Source organism: Anaerostipes sp. 494a (assembly GCF_001940315.1).
Taxonomy (GTDB): Bacteria; Bacillota; Clostridia; order Lachnospirales; family Lachnospiraceae; genus Anaerostipes; species Anaerostipes faecalis.
This window is the reverse complement of record NZ_MJIF01000001.1, coordinates 1,024,329-1,048,499: the sequence shown is the minus strand read 5'-3', so window position 1 is coordinate 1,048,499 and position 24,171 is coordinate 1,024,329. Positions and strand designations below refer to the sequence as shown.

Sequence of the window (24,171 nt, the reverse complement as noted above, 5' to 3'; positions counted from 1 at the left end):
TAAAGGAGAATAAAAATGGCTAAAGCTACAACACAATCAATAGAACCTTTAATTGCTGATTTGGCAAATGGTTGGCTGAAAGCATATAAACTAGATTATAAACTGGAGCAGGAATCTTTGAATACAGAAATAGATACTGCTTTGAATGAATATTTTTCAAAAAGTGGCGGAAAAGGCGGAAATCGACCAGATGCTAAGATTTTATTACAGGATAAGAGTCTGAATTTTTATCCAATACTTATTGAATATAAGGGGTATAAAGATAAACTTGTAAAACTTGATGCAATGGGCAGGTTGAAAATCGCACAGCAAAGAATAAACCTATATTGAAGAATATAAATGCTTATGCTGTAAATGGTGCTGTTCATTACGCAAATGCTCTGTTACATTATACAAGTTATACGGATATTATTTCTATAGGTATGACAGGATATAAGGATGAAAACGGAAATATACAACACTCTATTGGTGTATATTATGTTTCGAAAAGTAATTTTGGTATCGGACAGAAAGTTGATGAATATACGGATTTCTGCTTTTTAAAAAAAGAAAATTTTGATGCCTTTATTGAGAAGGTGAAAAAATTGCAGTTATCCCAAGATGAAATTGATAAACTCAAAGAAAAACGTGAGCGTGAAATTGATGCGAGTTTAGTGCGGCTTAATAATGATATTTACCAGAATGAAAAGGGTTTGGGAGAAAATGATCGAGTTTATCTTGTTGCAGCATCTATTATTGCAACAATAGGTGTACCAGGAAAGGTTGCTCCACTTGAAAAGTCGGATTCGAAATCTTCTGTAGAAGAAGGAAATACTGATGGTGATATTATTGTAAGAAAAATAAAAGCATTTCTTAATGAAAAAAAGTTGCCAAGAGAGAAAAAGGAACTTATTATTCGAACATTACAAAATACACTTACAACTGAGAATATTAACAAGGTTGAAAATGGAGAGAGCCAATTAAAGCGTGTATTTACTAAAATTGTAGATGATTTAGGTATTTACTATAAAATTGGATTATCAACAGATTTTACAGGAAAACTCTTTAATGAAATGTATAGTTGGCTTGGATTTACTCAGGATAAATTGAATGATGTAGTGCTTACACCATCATACGTGGCAAATTTACTTGTAAAACTTGCTCGTGTAAATAAAGATTCATATGTGTGGGATTTTGCTACCGGTTCTGCGGGGTTACTCGTGGCAGCTATGAATGAAATGCTTATTGATGCAAAGAATAAAATTAATTCGCCAGAACAACTTGCTATTAAATCAGCAGAAATAAAGGCAAATCAATTGCTAGGTTTGGAAATTTTACCAAGTGTTTATATGCTTGCTATTTTGAATATGATTTTGATGGGAGATGGAAGTTCGAATATTCTTAATAAAGATTCTTTAAAAGATTTTAAAGGTAATTATGGATTTGGAAATACAAATAAAAAATTCCCAGCAGATGCATTTATTCTTAATCCACCATATTCTGCACCAGGGAATGGTATGATATTTGTAGAAAAGGCATTGTCAATGATGGAAAAAGGATATGCTGCAATTATTATTCAAAACTCTGCGGGTTCAGGAAAAGCAATAACATATAATAAGAATATCCTGAAACATAGCACATTATTAGCGAGTATAAAAATGCCATTAGATTTATTTGTAGGAAAATCAAGTGTGCAAACAAATATATACGTTTTCAGAATTGGAGAAGCCCACCAAAATGATGATATTGTTAAATTTATTGATTTTTCAAACGACGGGTATACAAGAAGCGACCGAAAAAAGTCAAGTTGTAATCTAAGGGATACTGATAGAGCAAAGGAAAGATATAAAGAACTTGTAGATTTGGTACGTTTTGGAAAATCAAAGCTTAAGATTTTTACAGAAAAAGAATATTATGAAGGTACAATAGATATAGAAAATGGTTCGGATTGGAATCAAACTGCTCCAATTGATACTATACCTACGCTGGATGATTTTAAGAAAACGGTAAATGATTATTTGGCATGGGAAGTGTCAAACTTATTAAAGTGTTAAGGAAATGAGGATGAACGCCTGGGAAAATAAATGCCTCACTCAATGAAATGCTCAATGGTGTTGAGTGGGGCGAATATAGACTTGGTGATCTATTTGATATTAACAATACATTAAGTTTTAATACTGACAAATTGGTCGATGGTGATGAGTATGATTATGTTACAAGAACATCGACTAATCAGGGGATTTTAAAAAGTACCGGTTTTGTAAATAAGGAGAATATAAATGAGGCAGGTGTGTGGAGTTTAGGGTTGCTTCAAATGGATTTCTTTTATCGAAAGAAAAAATGGTACGCAGGGCAATTTGTCAGAAAAATAGTTCCTAAAATTAAATTAGCACCAAGAGTGATTCCGTTCTTCACGGCGGTACTTAATCATCAAAAACCGATATTGCTTTCAGTACTTGTACGTAATGTAGATGATATATTTAAAAATTTGAAAGTTAAATTGCCAGTAAAAGAAGGAAAATTGGATTTTGATTTTATGGAATCATTTATAGTGGAGTTAGAAGCGGAGCGCATTGCGGAGTTATCCGCTTACTTAAAAATAAGCGGATTCAACAATTATGAATTGTCGGCTCAAGAGCTTGAGGCTCTTGAGAGTTTAAAAACGATTTCATGGGATGAATATAGGATAGGTGATTTGTTTGATAAGTTAAAAACAAAGAAGCTTCCTTACAAAGCAAAAAAATTGCCGACTTCTCCAACAGGTAAGAATATATTACCTTGTTTAACATCTAGTTTCCAAAATCAAGGCTTGAATTATTATGCACCTATAGACGGAGCTACTGTTTTGAAGAATGTAATTACGATACCGCAGAACAGTGATGTGTATCGAGCTTATTATCAGCCTAAAGATTTTACTGTTTTATCTGATGCCTATGCAATAGATTGGATATATGATGATTGCAAATTAACAAGAAATCAGTATTTGTTTATGGTTATGTGCATTAACAAAGTAACGGATTTGCCTATATATTCATATAAAAACAAGCTTGGCGGATGGAATGTAGTGAAAGATAAATATATTTCACTACCAAAAGCAAACGGTAAAATTGATCTTGATTTTATGAATCACTTTATATCTGCAATTATTAAACTTGCAATAAAAGAAGTTGTTATATATACGGATGAAAAAATAAAGGTCACAAAGCAGGTGACAGCCGCAAGAAAAGATACCAAAGCAGGTATATTAAATCAACCGTTTACATATGAAGAAGTAATAGAACACGATACATTGATGGTGGCAGAGGAGTCTTTATATAATAAATAAAAAGGCATATATCCATAGTGCTAATATATTAATCAGAGGTGCGTCAATAAGTGGAGCACCTATATAAATATCAGGGGTTTTAGGGGGCCTCCCCTAACAAGATGCATGAAAATGGCTTGTGGCCACAAAATGCGTATCTTGCAGAAGACACCATGAGAAATTTTCAATATGAATTTTGAGCAGAACTGTAGAAGGGAGGCAATGGTATGTCCCAGGGCAGATTAAGTCTTGTAAAGAAGTTTCGATTGAGTCCAGAGGTGGCCGCAGAACTGGCAGAAAAATCAGAGAAGATGAATATGTCCGAGTCGGAGTATCTGAGGTTTATGATTTCGCAGAAACCTACTGATTATCCGGAGATGAGGATTTTATTGAGGGAGCTTATCAATGAAGTAAATCATATTGGTACGAATATTAACCAGATTGTACATAATAATAATTCCGGATTATATTCAGAGACGGATAAAGAACAACTGGTGGCATATATGAGAAAGCTGAATGTAGAAGTGAATAAAGTTTACGAAGTGATAAGTGAAAGACAGTCCGGAAAGATGTAAGCGGAATTTTTTTGAATCAAAAATATTGCCTTTTCCGTAGCGAGGCTGTATCATCAAGAAAAGAATTATCAGTATTATTTTGAAAAGATGCAGAAGCGACTAAGGAAGGAGGGAGGATTTGAATAAGGAATTTGAACGCTGCTGCACATTTCTTGCTGAGATGATGGGAAAGTACGGTCTTGAGGTTTTGCGTGATATAGCTGTAGAGCTTCAGTTTGATCCGGAAACTTGGCATGATGATGCAGAAGGAAAAAGACTTCGGTATGAGATTTATGCGAAGAGATTTCTGGAGCGGTTTATGGAAGCAGCATAAGGATTATCGGCATCCTGCGAGAGTGGGATGTGATACATACGAAAGAGCGTTCAAAATAATAAGACTGAAAATTTACCACAGATCGATAGGTGGTATAGAAATAGTCGGGTTGATAGTGTAGTCCTCCACCAGTAACGGTGGAGGTTTTTGATTATATAGGATAATAAGAAAAGTTTTTAATATACTTTGATTCGTAAGATGGACATCCAATTTGACGGGAACCCCATTAATTCCATGGTTTTATCAGAAGAATTATACTTTTTGATAACCTTCTTTAATTCATAATAAAATATCCGGAAGTCTGTAGCATCAAGCAAATATTTCAAGGAGATTACCGTTGCAAATAAATCAGACTTTCCCTGCTGATATCTGGAATTTACTTTTGGAATATGCAATTTCTTGTGAGCAATAAGGTCAGGAATGGAATCCTGAGTTTTGGCATTGAACAAACGATTACCATGTGCACAGATATTACGGTATTTAGTGAGAATAACCAACATCTTTCCAAGTTCATTTCTTCCGATGTGATGGAAGTCGTTGCAAACAAGGGTTTTACAATGTCCTTTTAAATATCTATACATACTGGCAGTTTCACCAATTGTAAGGTCTGTTGTAAGAACCCACAAAGGTACATCCTGATAAGTGTTCATATAATGTGCGACCTGCGGCGATGGGTGACGCCCATTAATTTTCCCATTCATCTTGCGAAAAAGGTATTGTACATCGGATAGATGATTACCATAGTCGTAATTATTGATGTTCTGATAAAAAGCAATGCCATTACCATATGTATTGCTAAAGTGATAAGAGATGGAAGACTTTACATGTTTTTCAAAGATTAATATATATTTTAAGAATACATCCCTTAATTCAGCATCAAATAGATACAAATTATAGATATCATCAAAGGTAGTACCAGGATAAAAGTTATTTGTAGCAGGGTCTTTGAAAATATCCTTGTATCCATTGATGAGACCATAGTAACTGACTTTTTCAAGAGCTGTTATTGCAGAAACCTCATCGTTTATGAATAACTGTTTTTGCTTTAGATATTTAATTTGTGCCTGATAATCTAAAAAAGGCTTCTTTTGTAGATTGTTAGCCATAAAAACACCCTCGATAAATTCTGTATAAATAACAAAACGGCCCCCGCAGGAGCCGCTCGGGTTACGGGCTTCTCAAGTTTCCGTAACTCATTCACTACGGAAAGTATAAGTCATTCCGGACAGAATGTCAAATGCTTTTTGGTAGTGATTATATGATATGCAACTCTTGAAATAATTATAACACAAACAAATGTTCGAAACAAGAAAAAATATGATTGAAATATAGTTGGAACAGATGTATATTTTTGTTGGGACAATAGGGAAGTGTATGAATTTGATAACATAAGATCGGAGGATGTTTACATGGAAGTTTCAAAAAGTGATTGGAAATTATTCAGAACACGCATTACTGAATGGCAGGAAGCCTATATGGAACGCTTAGTGAAAGAATATATTGATATGTTGAAGGAAACCGGAAACGCCTCGGATAAGTTCTGGAAACTGGAAGAGCGAATAAAGAAGGATAAGAAACATCCTGGAGTTATGCTTGAATTAAGCAAAGGAAATATGATTTTCGATATTGTGGCACTGATCAATAGTGGTGTGATTACGAAGGATGATTTAGCTGGGTTTAGTAATGATTTAGAAGAAAAATTGGATTTTTTTCTCGGTAGGGAGGGGTAAACATGGCTATTACTGAAAGAGATGAAGAAAGAGTTGAATATGCTTTTGTTATGGCTTTTTTGCCAGATTTACCAGAGAATGACGAAACAGCTGATAAAGCGTTGGAAGCATTGTACTGGTCAACCTTTTTGGTAACACTTTGTTCGAAAAATAATCTAATGAAAACGCGCTTCCATCAGTGATAAATAATGATTGTAAGAATAGGGTCTCACATAATTGTACCAATTGATATATCTTTTTGTCATCTCTCATCGAGCATTTCTACACTTCCAAAAGTAAATCGGTAATAGAAACAGCTGCAGAACATAACAAAATCCCAACAAATGAATTCACTGTAACGTACTGACATAATTATTAGTACTCCTTGGATAATAAATATTATATATCTATAGCATATGATCCAAGATGATGATTTTTGTGTTTCTGATTTCTCTCATAAAAAAACCTCTATTTTTGTATTGGTTTCCTGGGCAGTTCGTGCCATATTGTATTTGCATTTTATAAAAATAAAGAGTATTCTGATTTATTAAAGAAGAGTGATGAAAGAAAGGAGTGTGAGAGATCCTATGGTAAAGTTACAGTTTCTTACGATTATGCAGGAAGATGAATTTCGTGAGTTGAAGAAGGATTTTCCACATGATAAAGAATTTTTACACAGTATCGGATCAATCCGGTATTGTAAGGCAGAAGTGTTTCGGGATTGTATTCTGGGAACTTTGCGGATTCCAGGAAAAAATGAAAAACGTACACCACAGATTGTCTTTGGATTTTACCTGACAGATAAAGAACTTTTTTTGATTGGGTGCAGTGGAGATTTGAAGCACTGGGTAGAAAAAAAGGAAGATCAGTTTCAGGAACTGAAATCGCCAGATCAGTGCCTTCTTCAGATAATGGAGTTGATGATTGAAAATGATATTCTGTATCTGTTACATCTGGAAAAAGAGATTGAAAAGATGGAGGATCAGCTTATAAAAGGTGTTCCGGATGATTTCTTTACGGTTCTTACAAGGTATCGTCAGAAGCTTTCTGAGCTGAATGCTTATTATGAGCAGTTGACTGTGATCGGTGACTTACTCCAGTCTCAAGATGGACTTTCTATCATCCATAATGCAGAACAGTGGAATCGTTACGCACTTCGGACAGAACGATTGCAAAACCATGTACATTTGCTTCGGGAAAATATACTGCAGTTACGTGAACTGTATCAGTCGCAGCAGGATGCACAGCAGAACAAGGTCATGTGTATTCTGACAGTTGTCACAACGTTATTCCTCCCGCTGACACTTTTGACTGGGTGGTATGGTATGAATTTTGTCCATATGCCGGAATTGCAGTGGAAATATGGATATGTTACAGTGATTGTTATTGCAGTTATAACGATTATTCTTGAAATCATTTATTTTAAAAAGAAAAAATTGTTGTAGAAAATATGTGATCATCCACAGGAAGAAAAAGGCATAGTGATTGGCATTAGCCTGAATTTCAAGAAAATGGCTCCTGAATGTAGGAAAACCTCAGTTCAGGGTCATTTTTCTTTACTCTAAACCGGAAAAAGGAGAAATGTCATTATGTCATTTCTCCTTAAGTTATAAATATACATGATATGATTTTGCAAGAATGATGAACCGGAAGTGGAACTAAATGAATAGTTCATTACTCTTTTTTTCTGAGCAGGCTTTTTTGATTGCTACTGAAGCTATGGCTACCATTGCTTTATTAACTTTTCGTGCATGGTTTGGGCAGTTTGAAACACAACGCATACAGGAAATGCACTTCTTGCTGTCAGCGGATTTCAGTTGATCCATATTAATTGCCTGAACCGGACACTGTCTGGCACATAGGCCACATTTTATACAGGAAGAATCTGCTTTTGGAACAAGTCCTGCACTGCCGGCTTTTTTGTATGGTCTGTTGCCCGGGATATCCGGTTTTGTAGTATCATGTTTTTCAACTTTGTCTTTGATCTTCAATGCAAAGTCTTTCAGCTGGGAAACATCGGATTCATCCGGTCTATTTGTTGCATATTGATGCATGATGGAATGTTCTGCTACAGCAGAAATCGCAGCGATTACCTGAAAACCACTTTTCACTGCAGCATCCTCCATTTCGACTAGCGAATCTTCATAAGCGCGGTTTCCGTAAACACAGACAATAATACATTTGGCATTGTTCCCTTTTGCCTCATTGAGACGTTGAACAGCAATTGAAGGAACACGTCCACCAAAAGATGGCATAGCAATCAAAACAACATCATCATCTTGAAAACTGTATTGTGAAAAATCAGTTTCCGGGTTTGAAAGATCGATAGTATCTACGGATGATGACAAATGCGTTGTGATAGCATCAGCTACTTTTTTAGTTCCACCAGTTGGACTGAAAATAAATTGTATATATCTCATATTATATCCCTCTTGTGTAATTTTTAAATTTACACCTTGGTTCTATATTATCTTATAGGTGATGTAGTGTCAATATTTACACCAAAGAAAGACTATGTTAACATAACAGATATCCAGGAGGTTTGTATGCATATCAGTAATAAATGTTCTATTGCAATTCATTGTTTGATTTTTATAAATGAATATGGTAAGGATAAAAAAGTAACAAGTGAACTTTTATCTCTTTCCACCGGTTGTAATCCAGTCACAATTCGTACCATTATGAGTGCACTGAAGAAAGATGGTATTATTTCTGTAAGATTTGGTACTGGTGGTACAATGTTAAACTGTCCTTTTGAGGAGATTTCTTTATATCGGATATGTATGGCAGTTGAACCAAATGCTATAAAAAAAATAATGGGTGTCCATTCTTCACCTTCACCTTTTTGTCCGGTTGGAAGAAATATTAAAAGTGTACTAGATACCACATATAAATCTTTACAGGAAGATATCATCAACAGTATGAAATCTATTACATTGAAAAATTTCTTAGACGAATATCATGAAACCAGGACTGTAAAATAAAGGCTGATATTATGAGATAAAGTTATCTTGACATTAATATCCTACAAGTGTAAGATATTAATAGGAAAGAGAAACAAAGCGAAAATTTTTTTATTTTTAAATCCTACAACTGTAGGATTTAAAGGCAAAGAGGAGGTTAGGATGAAAAGAAAAATCAGATGTAAGAAAAAAATTATATATATAATTATGATACTGATGGTTGTTGCTATTTTTTGTATTTATCAAAAAAGTATAGAATTGTCCCAAAAACGTTCTACGGAGATAATTCGTTTGAAAGAAAAAATAAAAAAAGCCAAGAAACGGGGATATGATATTCCAATAGAGGAGAAAGAAAAAAAAGAATCAGAAAATGATTGTAAAAAAGTTATGGAACTTACCAGAGATATTTATAAAAATGCAGAGAAAGGAACTGCATTAAATGTTGTATTATCGGATAATACGATTTTGAAAATGAGGGACAAAATAAAGAAGACAAAGTGTCCGGTAACCACAACGGTATTTTATTCTGATATGGGAAATTATCAAAATATGGATCGTTTTCTAAAGGAGTCTGTAAAAGGGGAAAAAGGATCTATTGTGGCGTATAATATATGTTCCGATGGAAGTATCGCAAGAATGAAGTATATATTTGATGGGACCTGCATGTATCTTCTCAATACAAATGTAATATGGAATAAAAATTATGATCTTCAGATGACCTATATTTCATACACAAGGATAAAAGATTGGAAGTATACCCATAAGGGATGGTTCTGTTACGAATTATGTGTTCCGGAACCACCAGAAGTCAGTGAAGTTATAGATGGAAGCTGCTTAGTGAGAGTAAAGCCAATGACTGAGGAACAGCGGAGAATGTCTCAGAAATGTGTGAAGGAATTAGGTTATCAGGGAAATAATCTTTTATGTTCCAATTGGGATACAAAACATATGCAGGATTTAGATTATAACGGAATGTTTGAATATCTATATCAAATGAAACATAAAAAGGAGTTTTCATTTGAACGATATCCGGATGGTGTGCCAAAAGAACAATTTGAGCATTTGATCATGGATTACCTTCCGATAACAGCGGAGCAAATACAAACATATGCAGTATTTGATGATAAAAAACAGACGTATCCATTGGAACAACTAAAATGTGGTAATTATTCTCCAACTTTTTTTGGAACTTCTCTGCCGGAGGTTACGGATGTAAGAAAAAATAAGGATGGAACTGTAACCTTAACCGTTGATGCAGTATGTGACATGGTTGTATGTGATGATGCAGTGATAACCCATAAGCTTACAGTACGGTTTCAAAAAGATGGAAGTTTTCAATATCTGAGCAATAAAATTTTAAATGGTGGAATCAGGAAAATACCGGACTATCAATATCGTGTGAACAGGAAATAGGTTATCCTTTTCTATTTCCATATATTCATGTCAGATAAGATAGACAGGGTTATTTTGGCTGCGTTACTTCCGGTGGCATGTTTGTCGGCTTTGATGTTTGTAGCAAAAAAGTATGTATTTCTGGATTTTTCTATATATCCAATAAACCATCCATTCACATCCATACCATCGATACGTCCTGTTCCGGTCTTTCCATAAAAACTGCCCTTTTTGGAAGAAGAAAGTAGGATAGAGTTTTTCACTGTATTGACGTTTCTGATGTCAAAGCCGAAGCTGTTATGATATAATTTCTTTAAAAGTTCAACCTGCTCTACAGGGGAAATCTTTAAGGAAGATTCCATCCAGTAGGTAGAAAGATTGCCACTGGAATTTTCATTTCCATATTTTATTTTATGGAAATAATCATTTACAGTGTGTGCTCCAAGCTGTTGATCTATAGATTGGAAATACCAGTTAACAGAAAATCTCATTGCAGACTGTAGATTTTGATCGGCATTCCATGATGCAAATGGATAAGTTTTTTTATCCCATACTATGAAAGAATCCTCTGGGGTAATTATATTTTCTTCCAGACCAAACAGTGCATCATATATTTTGTAGGTGGAGTCTGGAGCAACTCTTTTAGTGGCATGTTCCATATCATATATGTTCCAACGGTCTTTTTTTAAATTATATAAAACAAAACTTCCTTCGTATTTTCCAAAAAAAGCAGATAGATTCCTGTAGGAAATATTCTCGGATGAAGATTTCCAATGATAGTGGTCTTTGTCTGTTGCAGATATGGATAATATGGGACTGATCCCCAAAAGAAGAAAAAGGATCAGCATAAAAATAAGGATGCTTTTTACATTTTTCAATAAGGTGGGTTTTTTATAAGAAGCAATATTGATAATACGACGTTTTATCTGTTTTGTGTTTCCACCAAGACTGGAAGAAAAAGGGAAAGGAACAAGGGAAATTTTTTCTGCAAAGTTAAGCAATGTATTGCCGTAATTTATATAGGAAGTTTCCTCAAGCATCTGTAAAACGGAAGTATCACAGGCAATCTCCCGGTCATTTCTCATTTCTCTTAGTGCATACCATACCAAAGGATGAAACCAGTATAATATTCCTACAAGATTCATCAGGTAGTTGGAAAAAGTATCTTTGTGTTTGTAGTGTTGCAATTCATGTAACAATATATAGCGTATGTCAGATAAGGTGCTGTCAGATATTAAATGGATCGGCAGATAAATACATGGTTTGAACAATCCTGAAAAAACAGGAGACATTAAAAAAGCAGTGCTGTAGACAGGAATTTCTCTTGTTATTTTCATTTCTTCCATGCAGTCATGATACAATTTGCGGATGTTTATATTCTGAAGGGGAAGAGCGGATTTTTTTAAAGTTTGCAAATGGAGAAATGATTTTACCATTAATGTAATCATCACTAGGATCCCGGAAATCCAGATGATCCATAAGATGATTCCAATGGTCGATGGAGATTTACTATGGACAGAAATTGCAAAATCATTCATCCAATTTGACAATCCGGCTGGATTTGTACTGTCTATCGCTTTTTCTTTGATAAAATCGCTATTTGATACAGAAAAAGTTTTCAGATTTATGATCCATGATAACATCCGGGAAAAATCTAAGGAACGTAATGGGAGAAAGGGAACAGCCAAAAGTGCCAGAAGCAGAAACCACAAGTTATATTGCATCCGGCTGGTTAAATGATTTTTGAATAATTTTCTACATATTAAAAAAAAACCGATGATAACACTGATAAATATATTACATATAAAAAAATGTACGATAAAATCAATCACATTCATGATCTCCCTTTCATTTTTTATTGAGAAGAGAACGTAAGTGTTCTATTTCCTGTTTCGATAGTTTATCATTTTCAATGTATGCAGATAGCATAGCAGTGATATCTCCATCGTAATAACGTTTTACAAAAGAATGGCTTTTCTGATCAAGATATTCATTTTCTTTTACTAAAGGTGTATAAACAAATACCCGCCCTTCCTTCTCATAAGAAAGAACCCCTTTGTTCACAAGACGTTTGATCAGAGTCTGTATGGTTTTAGGACTCCATGTTGTGGTTTGCAATAATTTTTCTGTTATGTCATTGGTACTGATTGGAGCATATTTCCATATGATTTTCATAACTTCAAATTCGGCCTCGGAAATTTGTGGCAGATGACTCATATCCAGTTCCTCCTTAAATCTTACGAATGTAATAATATTATTATAGGTTTCATTCTACGAAATGTCAATTGGATCAATTGGATAAGTATTAGTTTATTCATATAAGCGTCAAATATTCGAAAACAGATATTGAATATAGTTGGAACAAATAATAAAATTTAGTTGGACAATGAATACGGGATAATAATGTGAAGAAATAAGAATTGCAGGTGACAGATGTGAATGTAGAAGCATAGGATGTAGATGTCCTGGATGAATAATTCAGGCTAAATATTTAGGAGGATTGATGATGAAAAAGAAATTTATTATTTTGCTTGTTTGCGTATGTATGATAAGCGTAGTATGCGCTTGTGGAACTCAAGAAACCAAGGAAGAGGGTATGACAACTGAAAAAGTATCAACAAAAGAGGGTATGACAACTGAAAAAGTATCAACAAAAGAGGATATGACAACTGAAAAAGCAGCAGAGGGAAAAAATACCGAGATATCTAATGATAAAATGATGGCAAGTGATGTCTCTGATGAGAAAATGCTGAATGAATTTTACGCACAGTTTTATCCAGGGCTTTCCTATGAAGAAATTGAAGAAAGAGTAATAGAAAGAACTTCCTATTATCAGTCCAGCAGATATTATGAAACTGCAATAGAATATTGGGAGAATACAAGAGACGTCAAAGATATTGCGAACAGAATAGAACCATTATTTTATACAGACATGAAATACTACACAGAAGAAGAGTTTCAGAATGTTCCATCGAAGATTATACATTTGGCGAAAAATGAGATATATGCAAGGCGTGGCTATATATTCAAAGATAAAGATTTGAACAATTATTTTATGGGATGTGCATGGTATCAGCCGAAATACAACAGTAAGGAGTTTTCTGATTCGGTATTCAATGATTATGAAACGTATAATTTACAGTTGTTGTCCAAGTTAGATAAATGAGTAAAAAAAGAGTTTATTAATTAAAAATATAACAAGAGAAGAACGTGAAAAATACGTTCTTGAAACTTTTCAGTGTAAAGAAGACTGTGATTATTGTGGATTCTGTGCTATTTACCACGGAAAATCACCGGAAGTAGTATTGGGTGATTATATCGAAGGCAAACGTTCTTTCTTGGAAATCGCCTGGAATATGCATAAATTACCGCTACTGCTACATACTAGTGACAAATAGAAGGGAGAAAAACAAATATGAGTAATCATCTGAAAAATGAGAGTAGTACCTATCTTTTGCAGCATGCAGAAAATCCTGTCAATTGGTATCCATGGGGAAAGGAGGCTTTTGAAAAAGCAGAGCGGGAAGATAAACCCGTTTTTTTAAGTATTGGATACAGTACCTGCCATTGGTGCCATGTAATGGCCCATGAAAGTTTTGAAAATGCAGAAATTGCAGAAATTCTCAATCGATATTTTGTATCCATCAAAGTTGACCGTGAAGAACGCCCGGATATTGATAGTGTCTATATGTCGGTTTGCCAGACCCTTACAGGAAGAGGTGGCTGGCCTATGAGTATTTTTTTGACGCCACAGCAAAAACCTTTTTATACAGGTACTTATTTTCCACTGGTATCTTATAATGGGATGATAGGTTTTGGCGATCTGCTCCTTGCCATTGCAGAGAAGTGGGAAAAGAACAAAACACAGTTGCTGGAATCTGCAGATCAGATCCTTTCTTATATAATACCGGAAAGCAAAAGGGTATATGAAAAAATAGATCCACACCTGCCACAAGAAGCTGCACTGCTTTTTGCAAAAAGTTTTGACAGAGAATATGGTGGATTTGGTCCTGCACCGAAATTTCCTGCTGCTCATAACCTGATTTTTCTTATGTTATATGCTGTGATCCATAAGGACCATAAGGTATTCCAGCAGGTAGAAAAAACCTTGGAAAAAATGAGACGAGGTGGGATATTTGATCATATTGGTTATGGATTTTCGCGATATTCCACAGATAAATATTTCCTGGTGCCTCATTTTGAAAAAATGCTTTATGACAATGCCTTGCTGATCTTAGCATATGCCATAGGTTATAAAGTATCGGGAAAGTCTATGTTTCTTGATACAGCAGAAAAGACAGTGGAGTATGTTTTTCGGGAAATGACAGGACCGTTGGGAGAATTCTATTCTGCACAGGATGCGGACAGTGAAGGGGAAGAAGGGAAATATTATACCTGGAGCTATGAAGAAATTGGTAAAATACTGGGAAAAGAATCCGGGGAAAAGTTCTGCAAGTATTTTGGGATTACCGAGCAAGGTAATTTTCAAGGGAAAAATATTCCAAATCTTTTAAATGAAAAGGATATTTCTGAAACATTCAATCAGGAGATAAAGATTCTGTATGATTACCGAAAATCACGTACCAGCCTTCATTTGGATAACAAGATCCTGACCTCATGGAATTCTCTTATGATCTGTGCACTGGCAGTTCTTTATCGTGTAACTGGAAATATACGTTATTTGCTGGCAGCGAAAAAAAATCAGAAATTTATTCAACAGTATCTCACCGAAAACAATTTTTTATATGTCAGCTGTCGAAATAAGGTACATTCTGTAAAAGGCTTTCTAGATGATTATGCCTATTATGCAGCGGCACTGCTCTGCTTATTTGAGGCTGATCCACAGAATGACTATTTACAGGAGGCAAAGCAGATAATAGAAGAAACAGAAAGGCAATTCGCAGATCAGGATGGTGGAGGATATTTTCTGTATGGAACAGAGAATGGAAATCTGATTACAAGGCCTAAGGAAACATATGATGGTGCCATGCCCAGCGGGAACTCTGTAATGGCTTATTGTCTTGTGAGACTTTCTCAGATTACAGATGAAAAGGAATACCAGCAGCGAGTTCAAAAGCAGCTGGCATTTCTGTCTGGGGAAGCAAAAGATTATCCGGCAGGATATAGTTTGTTTCAAACGGCATTGCTTTTTTATCTTTATCCACCGAAGAAAATTACAGTAGTCTGTTCGAAAAATGAATCAGACGAAATGTGGTCTCATATGCCTTTATATGCGGAAGTTAGGATTCTTTCAAAAACCACAGAGGAGTATCAGTTGCTAAATGGAAAAACAACATATTATGTCTGTGAAAACCATACCTGTCTTCCACCATCCAATGAATTTACTGAAGAGACCGGAGTGTTTGGAAAGATGATGACTAAAGGAGAAAATAAAACCAGGCAATGAATATCTTTGTCAGATTGACATCAGGTATTTTGTAAGTTATGATAAAAGAAAATATAAAATGACACTGAAAAAATGTAAAAGGAATTAGACGCTATGACGCAGAACAATTATTTTAAGAATATGAAAATTGTTCTGCGTTTTTCATTAGACAGGAGATGCCAATATGGAGAATATTATAGAAATCAGACATCTAAATAAAAATTTTGGTGAAGTAAAAGCGGTACAGGATTTAAGTTTTCATGTAAAAGAGGGAGAACTATTTGCTTTTCTTGGCATTAATGGTGCTGGAAAATCTACCACGATTAATATTATGTGTGGGCAGCTTGCCAAAGATGGGGGAGAGGTTGTGATTAATGGAAGAAATCTTGATCAAAGTGTAGATAAAATCAAGAGAGATTTAGGAGTGGTCTTTCAAAATTCTGTTCTTGATAAATCATTGACTGTTTATGACAATTTGGAAGTCCGTGGAGCTTTATATGGTATTACAGGAAAAAAATTTCAGGAAAGGCTTGCTGAGATTGCCCGGATCCTTGATTTTGAAGATTTGCTGAAGCGTTCTGTAGGAAAGCTTTCAGGCGGTCAGCGCAGACGGATTGATATTGCCCGAGCTCTGTTACATAATCCAAGAATTCTCATATTGGACGAACCAACTACAGGATTGGATCCACAGACAAGAAAAACATTATGGAATGTAATCAGTAGTTTACGCAGGAATAATAATATGACGGTATTTCTTACTACACATTATATGGAAGAAGCTGCAGATGCAGACTATGTAGTTATTCTGGACAGCGGAAAAATTGTTGCCAAAGGTACACCGCTGGAGCTGAAAAACTGTTACACAGGAGATTTTGTGACAATTTATGGTATTACAAAAGAGCAGGCAGAATGCTTGAAAGTCCCATATGAACCGATTCGGGATGCTTACCGTTTTTTAGTACCTGATACCAAAGCAGCGACAGAACTGATTATTAAATATCCGGATATTTTTATAGATTATGAGATTACAAAAGGGAAAATGGATGATGTATTTCTTGCGGTGACAGGAAAAAAACTGATAGGAGGTGCGGGAAATGAAAGAGCTTAAAGCACTTGTAAAACGTAATACAAAACTCTTTTTTATGGATAAGGGAATGTTTTTTACTTCATTAATTACACCGGCTATATTACTGGTACTATATGCAACTTTTCTGGGAAATGTATATAAAGACAGTTTTACAAGCGTATTGCCAAAAACACTGGAAGTATCAGAAAAACTTATCGACGGATGTGTAAGCGGGCAGTTGATGTCCTCAATTTTAGCAGTCAGCTGTGTAACAGTTGCTTTTTGTTCTAATATGTTAATGGTGCAGGATAAAGCCAATGGTACAATCTGTGATTTGACTATTTCACCGGTAAAACCTTCAATTCTAGCCTTAAGTTATTATTTGGCAACACTTATTTCTACCTTGATTATCTGTTATGCAGCAACGGTAATCTGTCTTGGCTATGTGGCAGCCACAGGATGGTATTTAAGTGTGAAGGATCTGGGCCTGATTTTTTTGGATGTATTTCTTCTCGTATTATTTGGAACGGCATTATCCAGTATTATAGGTTTCTTTTTATCTACTCAGGGGCAGATATCAGCAGTGGGAACCATTATCAGTGCAGGTTACGGATTTATCTGTGGAGCATATATGCCTATTTCTCAGTTTTCGGAGGGATTACAGAAAGTCCTTTCATTTCTGCCAGGTACTTATGGAACATCATTGCTTCGTAATCATGCTTTAGGTGGTGTTTATAAGGAAATGAAACATGTGGGATTTCCATCAGGGGTCATAGAATCGATAAGAGATTCCATCGATTGCAATTTGTACTTTTTTGATCAGAAGGTTTCATTGTCAACAATGTATATGATTCTTACCGGTACAGTTATTTTATTGATTGCTATATATGTTTTTATAAATAAAGTAAGGCCTTATAAAAGATAGAAATGATGATTGTGAATCTTTTTATAATCAATAAAAACCAGTGATTTGTCAAATTTCACCTTGCGACTTTCTACCTATTGAAATATAATAGGGGAAATAAACTGTGAAACAAAAGAGAAAGGCGGAAATCATATGAAGTTATATAGTCAGAGTTTTATAACAGATTATCCGGTACCGCAGATACCAGTGGATGTAATCGAAGGATTTCCAGTACGTCCGGGACTATTTGATGTTAATGGAGCCATGGCTCTTCCCAATGGGGTAAATTTTACCATTCATACTCATGGGGGGACAGCATGTGAACTGCTGTTATTTCATAAAGGACATGAGGAACCGTTTGCAGTTCTGCCATTTCCGGAAGAATATAAGATTGGTGATGTGTATTCTATGCTGATATATGGTCTAAATATAGAGGAATTTGAATATGCATACAGAATCGATGGACCTAATTGCCCGGAGAAAGGATTACTGTTTGATAAAGATAATATTTTGCTGGATCCATATGCCAGAGCAGTAACCGGGCGTCATGAATGGGGAGAAAAATTAAAGGGTGCCTATCATGCAAGAGTCGTTAAAGATACATTTGACTGGGGAGATATGCCTCAGTCTTCCAGAAAAATGAGTGATCTGATCATATATGAATTGCATGTGAGAGGATTTACCAGGCACGAATCGTCTGGTGTTGATGATTCACATAAGGGTACTTTTGCAGGTCTCAAGGAAAAAATTCCATATTTAAAAGAATTGGGAATCAATGCGGTGGAATTACTGCCGATTTTTGAATTTGATGAGACAATGAATGAAAGAGACTATAATGGTCAAAACCTGTTAGATTACTGGGGATATAATACGGTAAGTTTTTTTGCGCCAAATAAGAATTATGCGGCGAAAGATGAATCCAATCGTGAGGGAAGGGAATTAAAAGAATTGATCAAGGCCCTTCATGACAATGGCATAGAAGTTATTTTGGATGTGGTATTTAATCATACTGCGGAAGGAAATGAGCAAGGAACCAATTTCTGTTTTAAAGGTCTGGACAATAATATTTATTATATGTTGACACCGGATGGAAACTATTATAACTTCAGCGGATGTGGAAATACACTGAATTGTAATCATCCAATCGTTCAGCAATTGATTCTGGAATCTCTCAGATACTGGACTGTCAGTTACAGAATTGATGGTTTCCGCTTTGACCTTGCAAGTATCCTTGGAAGAAATGAAGACGGAATGCCGATGAATAACCCTCCACTGTTAAGAAGTCTCGCAAATGATCCAATATTAAGTAATGTAAAACTGATTGCGGAAGCATGGGATGCAGGTGGAATGTATCAGGTAGGAAATTTTCCGGCAAGTAAGCGATGGGCAGAGTGGAATGGAAGATACAGAGATGCTTTAAGATCCTTTTTAAAGGGAGACAGTTGGGCATCATGGGAGGCTGCATGGAGTATCTGTGGTTCAGGAGATTTATATGGAGGATATACTCCATATAATCATAAAATGTATGCCGGATATAACTCCTGTGTCAATTTCCTGACATGTCATGACGGATTTACTTTATATGATCTGTATTCTTATAATATGAAACATAATGAGAGTAATGGATGGAATAATACAGATGGAGCTGATGATAACCGAAGCTGGAACTGTGGTATTGAAGGTGACACGGATAACCAGGATGTGTTGAACCTTCGTTTCCGGATGATAAGAAATGCCTGTGCTGTTTTAATGTGCAGCAGAGGTACACCAATGTTTCTGGCAGGTGATGAATTTGCTAATACCCAGTACGGTAATAATAATGGATATTGTCAGGATAATGAAGTTTCATGGATTGACTGGTCATATCTGGAAAAAAACAAAGATTTATTTGAATTCTTTAAGTTTATGATAGATTTTCGAAAGAAACACAGAATCATAAGAGAAAAGCTTCCAAATGCCGTTTGCGGGATGGATCCAATGCATGCACATGACCTGAATGCAGAGAAAGCATTTCTACCAAATGATGCAAAAACTGTTTCTGTCAGTTTTGCAGGATATGATAAAGAAAAAGGACATGATGATCTGATATATATTTCTGTGAATTCTGACTGGAATGATGCAGTGATTACGCTACCGCAGCTGCACGGGAACGGAGAATGGTATTTAAGTGTTAATACCTACGGTGATGAAAAAGGAAAATATTTTTATAAAGAAGGAGAAGAAGTAAGAATTGACAGGGAGTTTATTCTACGTCCACGTTCAGTGGCAGTGTTTACTGGAAGACCATATTAAACTGTCATATGATACTATCCTAAATTAAAAAATGGTAATAAGAAAAACGGATGCTTTCTATTTGGAAGAACATCCGTTTAATTATTATTCGTTTTTAAAATATTCTTTTACCAGTTTTACAACTGTTCCTGATAAAAGGAACAGGGCAATTAAGTTTGGAATAGACATTAATCCGTTAAATGTTTCTGCGATACTCCAAAGAAGCCCAAGGTCTACGGTTGCACCAAGAATGGCAACAAGAGAGTAGACAACCATGAATGGTTTAATTACTTTGGAGGAAAATAGAAACTCAATGCATCGGGCTCCATATAATCCCCAGCCTATAATGGTGGAGAAGGCAAAACAGCATAAAGCAATGGCAGTAAAAATAGAAACCCAGTTTCCATAAGTGGAAGTAAATCCAAGGATAGTCAGTTCTGCACCTGCAGCAGTTCCATAATGAACAGGTATTCCGCTACACAAAATAACCAGTGCAGTCAAGGTACAAATAAGAATCGTATCTGTGAATACTTCAAATATTCCAAAGAATCCTTGTTTTACAGGATTTTTTGTATCAGCACATGCGTGTGCGATAGATCCGGTACCAAGACCTGCTTCATTTGAAAAAATTCCTCTGGCAACACCTTTTTTCAAACTAAGGAAAAAGCTTCCTACGACGCCTCCGGTTACCGCACCAGGATTAAAAGCTCCGTAAATAATAGATGAAAAAACAGAAGGAATGTTGGAGATATTTATAATGATAACGCCTAAAGCCAGCAGGATATAAATAATTGCCATAAAAGGAACCAGTTTTTCTGTAACTTTTCCGATTCTCTTGACTCCGCCCAGAAGAACAAGAGCAACCAAAACGGCAATGATAATTCCCAAAATCAGATTACAAAGATTAAGAGAGTCCTGACGGATCATATGAAAATTAAGTAAAGCAGAATTTATGGCTGTTGTGATGGTATTAACCTGTGTGGCATTTCCGGTACCAAAAACAGTTAAAACTCCGAAAACAGAAAAGAGGACGGCCAGCCAGTGCCAATGCTTTTCCAAACCATTTTTTATATAGTACATTGGTCCGCCTACAAGATCGCCCTCAGCATTGCGTTCTCTGTAGTGGACAGCCAGTGTTACTTCAGCAAATTTAGTACACATTCCAAGAAAAGCGGAAATCCACATCCAGAAAACGGCTCCGGGGCCACCAATGGCAATTGCTCCTGCGACACCGGCAATATTTCCTGTTCCTACAGTTGCAGCAAGAGCTGTGCAAACTGCCTGGAACGGTGTCATAGAACCTTCGGAAGCTTCTTTTTTCCTAAAAACCCTGCCAATGGTTGTTTTGATCGCATAGGGAAATTTTCGGATTTGCAAAAAATGTGTGCGGATACTTAAATATAATCCGACTCCAATAATGCAGATCATGGCAGGGACACCCCAGATAAAGTTATTTATGGCTGCATTTAGTGATTCAATTGTATCTAACATATGACATAAAACCCTTTCGTTTTTTTTTGTATACAATGTCCGCTTGTGACAAACATATATGTTAAATCATATCATAGAATGAAAAAAATGTACAGAAACAGGAATTTATGCAACCAACGAAATGTTGCTGACAAAAGGTACTATTTTATGATACAATATGCTTTTATTAAAAGGAGATTAAGAAACCGATGGATTTTTATTTTGCACCTATGGAAGGAATTACGATTTTTTTGTACCGGAATGCATATGAAGAATTTTTTGGAGAAATTGATAAATATTTTACACCTTTTATCATGCCTAATGGAAAGAGAATTTTTAAGACAAGAGAATTAAATGATGTTCTACCGGAAAATAATGAGGGAATCCATCTGGTTCCTCAGATTTTAACGCGAAAATCTGAAGAATTTATTAAAACTGCAAGAGAATTAAAAGTTATGGGATATGAAGAGGCAAATCTTAATCTGGGGTGTCCTTCTAAAACAGTGGTTTCCAAAGGAAAAGGATCAGGTTTTTTAAAAGAGCCAGAAGATCTGGATGTTTTTTTATCAGAGATATTTGATTCATTGGATATGAAAATTTCTATAAAGACAAGAATAGGATTAAATGGACCAGAAGAATTTGAGGAGTTGCTGGAGATATACAACAGATATCCTTTGGAAGAACTGATTATTCATCCTCGCATTCAAAAAGAATACTATCAGGGAAAACCGCATCTGGATATCTTTGAGAGGGCATGGAAAGATAGTGTAAATTCTGTCTGTTACAATGGGGATATTGTTACGGTTGAGGATTATGAAACCATAACACAGCGTTTTCCAAAAATTGATAAGGTGATGATAGGAAGAGGATTACTGCATAATCCTGCATTGATTCATCAGATAAAATACAAACAGGAATTACAAAAGCAGGACCTGAAAATGCTCCATGATCGTATATATGAAGCATATCAGGGTTATGTGTCAGGAGATAAAAATGTTTTGTTTAAAATGAAAGATTTCTGGTCTAATCCTGTTAAACTGTTTAAGAATCACGAGAAACATGCCAAAAAAATTCGAAAGGCACAAAAACTTAAGGATTATGAAAATGCAGTGAAAGCATTATTTGAAGAAGATTTTATATCAGATGAGGGATGACTCCCGCCTCTGTAGGCGGTGAGCAACAATTATGTATCAGTGGCGGGTTTCAATCCCCCATCTGATATACGCTCCGCGAGGATGCGCAGGAATTCGGATTGGAAGTATGTCTGCTATGCAGACCCGAATTCCGCGCCAAGACTCGCGAGCGAGTCTTGAAGATGGAAACCTATAAAGCTTTTAGAGCAGCCATTGTAATATAGTTATATGGCTGATTAAAATGTGGAAGGAAAAATAAATCAAATAGTTTTAACTGATCAATAGTAACCTGTTCCTGAATGGCAAGGGAAAACATATGGATTGCCATGGAAATATCATATTCTGAGCAAAGCTGGGCACCTAAAATTACCCGGCTTTTTCTTTCGTAGACAATACGTATCATGACTTTGGAATTATTTTTCTTCATAAATAAGGCTTTCTGGTAATCTTCAAAGTCTGTGGATGCGGCATTAAATCCAAGCTGCAGGGCCTTTTTTAAGGTAAGGCCGGTACTGACCATTTTTAAATCCCATATACTGATGCCATTGGAGCCTTGAACACCAGGTGATTCCATAGGTGTGCCGCAGGCATTGTGAGCAGCAATGATTCCTGAACGTACTGCGTTTGTGGCAAGGGCAATATAGTCGGTTCGTCTGGATGCATTATTGTATACAGTAGAACAGTCACCGACAGCATACACATCTTTTATGCTGGTCTCCTGACGACTGTTTACTAAATATGCACCATTGGAAAATTGCTGGATGATGCTATTTCCAAGTTTTGTATTTGGGCGGAAACCAGTGCAGAAAATCACCATATCTGCCGGATAAGAGGAATGATTTGTTTTCACACTCTCAACTTTCTTTTCTCCTTCCAGACATTGGACACTTTCATTAAAAATAAGACGGATTCCGTGATGTTTAAGATTTTCTTCCATTTTTTGAGTAAAAGGGCGGTCAAAATAGCTGGTCAGGCATCCGTCGGCAGAATCAATTAATGTAACTTCCTTTCCATTTCGCTGAAATGCTTCTGCAAGTTCAACTCCAATGTATCCTGCTCCGATTACAGTTATCTTCTCGATAGAATGATTGTTTAGTTTTTCTATGACATCCTGTGCATTTTGATATAATTTTACAAATTGTACATTTTCCAAATTCACCCCTTTGATGGGAAGTGAAACAGGAGCAGAACCTGTGGCAAGAATTAATTTGTCATAAATCTGTTCATAGTAATTTCCGGAAAGACTTTTTGCTTTTACTGTTTTTTGATTAAAGTCAATGGATGTAACTTTAGTATTCATATGAATAGAAGCTCCTTTGCTTTCTAAAAGCTCTTTGCTGGAATAGAATAATTCATCAGGACCGGAAATCTGCCCTCCAATCCAAAGAGCCATACCACAGCCAAGAAAGCTTATATTGGAATTTGCATCAAATGCAGTAACTTCTATATCTTTATAATTGTCAAGAATTGTATTTAATGCAGCAGTACCGGCATGATTGGCACCGACTACAATGATTTTTTGTGACATAAGTAAAACCTCCTGCTTGTTTTTCAAGAGTATTCCACAAAATGGGAAAAACATTCAGAAATAAAAATAAAAAACCAATTGACAAATATTATTTTACTCCATTATAATGATTCAATAGGCGATGACGGAGAAAAGTAACATAAATTATCGTTCCCAGTGAGCAGGAGATAGTGAGAAC

General features: G+C 35.6%; 22 protein-coding genes and 1 other annotated feature (1 of these 23 cut by a window edge). Of the genes, 16 read left to right on the top strand and 6 right to left on the bottom strand.

The features are described from left to right. The first annotated feature begins 15 nt into the window (after window positions 1-15). From BHF70_RS12625 to BHF70_RS05275, 5 genes are all read left to right on the top strand, one after another. Complete coding sequence (locus BHF70_RS12625) at window positions 16-330, top strand: VRR-NUC domain-containing protein (protein ID WP_230973550.1); 315 nt, start codon at window positions 16-18, stop codon at window positions 328-330. Continuing rightward, a complete protein-coding gene (locus BHF70_RS05290; RefSeq protein ID WP_242946312.1) occupies window positions 327-2,033 on the top strand; it encodes an HsdM family class I SAM-dependent methyltransferase in 1,707 nt (568 codons plus the stop codon). Before BHF70_RS12625 ends, BHF70_RS05290 begins: the two co-directional genes overlap by 4 nt. 47 nt (window positions 2,034-2,080) lie before the next feature. Beyond that, a complete protein-coding gene (locus BHF70_RS05285) occupies window positions 2,081-3,304 on the top strand; it encodes a restriction endonuclease subunit S (protein ID WP_075759288.1) in 1,224 nt (407 codons plus the stop codon). A 206-nt stretch (window positions 3,305-3,510) separates the two neighbouring features. Continuing rightward, window positions 3,511-3,858, top strand: a complete 348-nt coding sequence (locus BHF70_RS05280; RefSeq protein ID WP_075759287.1) for a MobC family plasmid mobilization relaxosome protein — start codon at window positions 3,511-3,513, stop codon at window positions 3,856-3,858. Between the two features lie 118 nt (window positions 3,859-3,976). After that, complete coding sequence (locus BHF70_RS05275) at window positions 3,977-4,171, top strand: hypothetical protein (protein WP_075759286.1); 195 nt, start codon at window positions 3,977-3,979, stop codon at window positions 4,169-4,171. Between the two features lie 176 nt (window positions 4,172-4,347). Here BHF70_RS05275 and BHF70_RS05270 read toward each other — a convergent pair whose 3' ends face one another. Next, window positions 4,348-5,277, bottom strand: a complete 930-nt coding sequence (locus tag BHF70_RS05270) for an Abi family protein (RefSeq protein ID WP_075759285.1) — start codon at window positions 5,275-5,277, stop codon at window positions 4,348-4,350. Between the two features lie 303 nt (window positions 5,278-5,580). On the opposite strand from BHF70_RS05270, the gene BHF70_RS05265 reads away from it, so the two are divergent. From BHF70_RS05265 to BHF70_RS05255, 3 genes are all read left to right on the top strand, one after another. Then, a complete protein-coding gene (locus BHF70_RS05265) occupies window positions 5,581-5,901 on the top strand; it encodes a multidrug transporter (RefSeq protein ID WP_075759284.1) in 321 nt (106 codons plus the stop codon). Window positions 5,902-5,903: 2 nt separating this feature from the next. Beyond that, window positions 5,904-6,083 (top strand): hypothetical protein, encoded by a 180-nt coding sequence (locus BHF70_RS05260; RefSeq protein WP_075759283.1) that lies wholly within the window; start codon window positions 5,904-5,906, stop codon window positions 6,081-6,083. Between the two features lie 384 nt (window positions 6,084-6,467). Then, window positions 6,468-7,325, top strand: a complete 858-nt coding sequence (locus BHF70_RS05255; protein WP_230973553.1) for a magnesium transporter CorA family protein — start codon at window positions 6,468-6,470, stop codon at window positions 7,323-7,325. A 213-nt stretch (window positions 7,326-7,538) separates the two neighbouring features. On the opposite strand, the gene BHF70_RS05250 is transcribed toward BHF70_RS05255, so the two are convergent. Continuing rightward, complete coding sequence (locus BHF70_RS05250) at window positions 7,539-8,300, bottom strand: EFR1 family ferrodoxin (RefSeq protein ID WP_143249374.1); 762 nt, start codon at window positions 8,298-8,300, stop codon at window positions 7,539-7,541. 126 nt (window positions 8,301-8,426) lie between these two features. Between BHF70_RS05250 and BHF70_RS05245 the strand changes: the two genes are divergently transcribed. After that, the gene (locus tag BHF70_RS05245; RefSeq protein WP_075759281.1) at window positions 8,427-8,864 is read left to right on the top strand and encodes an RrF2 family transcriptional regulator; all 438 of its coding nucleotides are present in this window, start codon (window positions 8,427-8,429) and stop codon (window positions 8,862-8,864) included. Window positions 8,865-9,005: 141 nt separating this feature from the next. Continuing rightward, a complete protein-coding gene (locus BHF70_RS05240; RefSeq protein ID WP_075759280.1) occupies window positions 9,006-10,256 on the top strand; it encodes a DUF6070 family protein in 1,251 nt (416 codons plus the stop codon). A gap of 11 nt (window positions 10,257-10,267) precedes the next feature. Here BHF70_RS05240 and BHF70_RS05235 read toward each other — a convergent pair whose 3' ends face one another. After that, window positions 10,268-12,067, bottom strand: coding sequence for a BlaR1 family beta-lactam sensor/signal transducer (locus BHF70_RS05235; protein WP_075759279.1), 1,800 nt, complete (start codon window positions 12,065-12,067; stop codon window positions 10,268-10,270). Between the two features lie 16 nt (window positions 12,068-12,083). After that, a complete protein-coding gene (locus tag BHF70_RS05230) occupies window positions 12,084-12,452 on the bottom strand; it encodes a BlaI/MecI/CopY family transcriptional regulator (protein WP_075759278.1) in 369 nt (122 codons plus the stop codon). A 289-nt stretch (window positions 12,453-12,741) separates the two neighbouring features. On the opposite strand from BHF70_RS05230, the gene BHF70_RS05225 reads away from it, so the two are divergent. From BHF70_RS05225 to BHF70_RS05200, 5 genes are all read left to right on the top strand, one after another. Then, window positions 12,742-13,401, top strand: coding sequence for a YARHG domain-containing protein (locus tag BHF70_RS05225; protein ID WP_075759277.1), 660 nt, complete (start codon window positions 12,742-12,744; stop codon window positions 13,399-13,401). Window positions 13,402-13,650: 249 nt separating this feature from the next. After that, window positions 13,651-15,642, top strand: a complete 1,992-nt coding sequence (locus tag BHF70_RS05215; protein ID WP_075759275.1) for a thioredoxin domain-containing protein — start codon at window positions 13,651-13,653, stop codon at window positions 15,640-15,642. Between the two features lie 163 nt (window positions 15,643-15,805). Then, window positions 15,806-16,729 (top strand): ABC transporter ATP-binding protein, encoded by a 924-nt coding sequence (locus BHF70_RS05210; protein WP_075759274.1) that lies wholly within the window; start codon window positions 15,806-15,808, stop codon window positions 16,727-16,729. Beyond that, on the top strand, window positions 16,716-17,612 hold the full coding sequence (locus BHF70_RS05205; RefSeq protein WP_075759273.1) for an ABC transporter permease: 897 nt from the start codon (window positions 16,716-16,718) through the stop codon (window positions 17,610-17,612). The genes BHF70_RS05210 and BHF70_RS05205 overlap by 14 nt, the downstream gene beginning before the upstream one ends. Window positions 17,613-17,744: 132 nt before the next feature. Then, window positions 17,745-19,883: a glycogen debranching protein gene (locus tag BHF70_RS05200; RefSeq protein ID WP_075759272.1), complete on the top strand. Its 2,139-nt coding sequence runs from the start codon at window positions 17,745-17,747 to the stop codon at window positions 19,881-19,883. Between the two features lie 84 nt (window positions 19,884-19,967). Here the strand turns inward: BHF70_RS05200 and BHF70_RS05195 are convergent, their stop codons facing one another. Continuing rightward, window positions 19,968-21,353, bottom strand: a complete 1,386-nt coding sequence (locus BHF70_RS05195) for an alanine/glycine:cation symporter family protein (protein ID WP_075759271.1) — start codon at window positions 21,351-21,353, stop codon at window positions 19,968-19,970. Between the two features lie 188 nt (window positions 21,354-21,541). Here BHF70_RS05195 and BHF70_RS05190 point away from each other — a divergent pair, with 188 nt between their 5' ends. Beyond that, the gene (locus BHF70_RS05190; RefSeq protein ID WP_075759270.1) at window positions 21,542-22,486 is read left to right on the top strand and encodes a tRNA dihydrouridine synthase; all 945 of its coding nucleotides are present in this window, start codon (window positions 21,542-21,544) and stop codon (window positions 22,484-22,486) included. Between the two features lie 169 nt (window positions 22,487-22,655). Here BHF70_RS05190 and nox read toward each other — a convergent pair whose 3' ends face one another. After that, window positions 22,656-23,993 (bottom strand): H2O-forming NADH oxidase, encoded by a 1,338-nt coding sequence (gene nox / locus BHF70_RS05185; RefSeq protein ID WP_075759269.1) that lies wholly within the window; start codon window positions 23,991-23,993, stop codon window positions 22,656-22,658. 112 nt (window positions 23,994-24,105) lie between these two features. After that, window positions 24,106-24,171, top strand: a binding site (T-box leader) (it continues 171 nt past the right edge of the window).